The organism is Amycolatopsis thailandensis, from assembly GCF_002234405.1.
Taxonomy (GTDB): Bacteria; Actinomycetota; Actinomycetes; order Mycobacteriales; family Pseudonocardiaceae; genus Amycolatopsis; species Amycolatopsis thailandensis.
In genome coordinates this window covers 1-1,781 of sequence record NZ_NMQT01000265.1, presented here as the reverse complement: position 1 = coordinate 1,781, position 1,781 = coordinate 1, and the positions used below count along the sequence as shown (strand labels likewise).

Annotated in this window: 2 protein-coding genes and 1 pseudogene; 2 read left to right on the top strand and 1 reads right to left on the bottom strand. The window is 71.8% G+C overall.

Annotated elements, in window-relative coordinates; genetic code table 11:
* Positions 1-998: alpha/beta hydrolase (locus CFP71_RS42190; RefSeq protein WP_093939439.1), on the top strand; the 998-nt coding region annotated here is incomplete at its 5' end.
* Positions 999-1,008: 10 nt separating this feature from the next.
* Entirely contained in the window at positions 1,009-1,386 is a 378-nt protein-coding gene (locus CFP71_RS42185; RefSeq protein WP_093939438.1) for a hypothetical protein, read from the top strand.
* A 73-nt stretch (positions 1,387-1,459) separates the two neighbouring features.
* Here the strand turns inward: CFP71_RS42185 and CFP71_RS42180 are convergent.
* A pseudogene (locus CFP71_RS42180) lies at positions 1,460-1,781 on the bottom strand (S8 family serine peptidase); the annotation flags it as partial.

Sequence of the window (1,781 nt, the reverse complement as noted above, 5' to 3'; positions counted from 1 at the left end):
CGGCGGGCGTCGGCGGCACGGCCGACACCGGGCAGTGGGCGACCGCGATCGCCGAGAACCGCACGAAGGTCGCCGACGCGCTGACGTCGGAACGCGAACGGCTCGCGAACCTCCTGGCGAACGGCGGGAAAGCCGACGACATCGCGAACGCGCGCACCAGGATCGCGCTGTACGAGGACATCATCGCCAACGACCGCCAGATCCTGCGGTTCGATCCGTCCGGTAACGGGCGCATCGCCGAGCTGGTCGGCCGGATCGAACCGGGCACCCGAAACGTCGGCCTCTTCGTCCCCGGCGTCAACACCTCGTTCCAGAACTTCCAGAGCTACGCCGACCTCGGCAAGAGCCTGGTCGCCGCGGACGCCACCGGCCGGACCGCGATGGTCGTCTGGGCGGACGGGGTCTTTCCCCAGAACGTCGTCACCGAAGGCCCGGCCGCGCATTACGCGCAGACGATGGCACCCGACCTCAAGGCGTTCGGCGACGAACTGCGCGGCCAGATCGACAGCCACGCCGGCCCGGGTGTCGTGGTCACCGCCGTCGGGCACAGCTACGGTGGCGCGACCGTGGGACTCGCGGAGCAGCTCGGGCTCAAGGCCGATCAGGTGCTGCACGTCGAGTCCGCGGGCATGGGACACGGAATCTGGAGCCCGAGCGATCTCCCGGCCAGCCAGGCCGGTGTGCAGCGCTACTCCATGACGGCCCCCTTCGACCCGATCGTGGTCGCGCAGGGCAACGCGGGCCTCATCGAATGGCTCGGCGCCGGGCACGGAGCGGACCCCGACCGCTTCCCCGGCGTCGTCGAACTCGAAACCGGCCGCGACGCGAACGGCGACCTGCAGTGGGGCTTCGATTCCCACAGCGGTGTGCTCAAGCCCGGTTCGGATTCGTGGAACAACATCTACGGTGTGATCACGGGCGGACCGCTCACGCACGAAGGCTTCACGGGCGGCTCGCTGGGCGAGATGGTCGTCGAGGGCGTTGGCCGGGGTTTGTGAGGAGCACCAGATGATCACCAGGAACACCGGACTCGACCCGCTGGCCGAGGACCTGACGGCGGTCATCGACGGCGTCGCGGGCACCTTCGGCACCACCGCGGAACGCACCGTCGAAGGCGAACTGGACTGCGACCCGACCCAGCCGGGCCGTCTGCTCTGCTGGCAGTACGGCCTCCGGGTGGACGACGCGACCGACGCGGTCCGCAAACTCGTCGACGTCGTCCTGCCGCTGCTGGAAGGTCAGGGCTGGCGGGCGCGCGACCGCAGCAACCCGCGTGAGCTGATCGCGCAGTTCAGCCGCGACGGCGCCGACTTCAACGTGCACGTCTCCCGCGCCGGCGACGGCGTGGCCATCGTGGGCTCGACGGCCTGCGTATCCGTCCCCTAGGAACCTTGGAAGCCCAGGGGGTCGCAAAAGACCTCGTGAGCGGCAGGGGTGTCCCCCAGTACACCGCTGCCGCTCACGAGGCGCGAAACCGCGAAGGCCGCCAGCCCCGTCGCTTGCCCCGCCGGACCGCGGCCACCACCACGCCCGCCGCGATCGCGGCGGCCACCCCGGCGATCGCGAGCACGCCGGAGACCTTGTCTGCGCCCGCGCGGGCCGTTGCCGCCGCGGGGACTACGTCGGTGTCCGGGCCGACGCTCGGCGGCCCTCCCGGACCGGGGGTACCGGCCGGGATCGCGGCGGAAACGGCGGCGTAGGCGTCGATCGCGCCCCAGCCTCGCCGGGGATCGTGCGCGCCGCTCGGCCCGCGGTGCGCGGTCAGCGTCAGCCGCGCGACG

Bases quoted from the DNA above. Each gene is read 5' to 3' on its own strand.
- CFP71_RS42185 (WP_093939438.1), top strand. From the start codon at position 1,009: ATGATCACCAGGAACACCGGACTCGACCCGCTGGCCGAGGACCTGACG.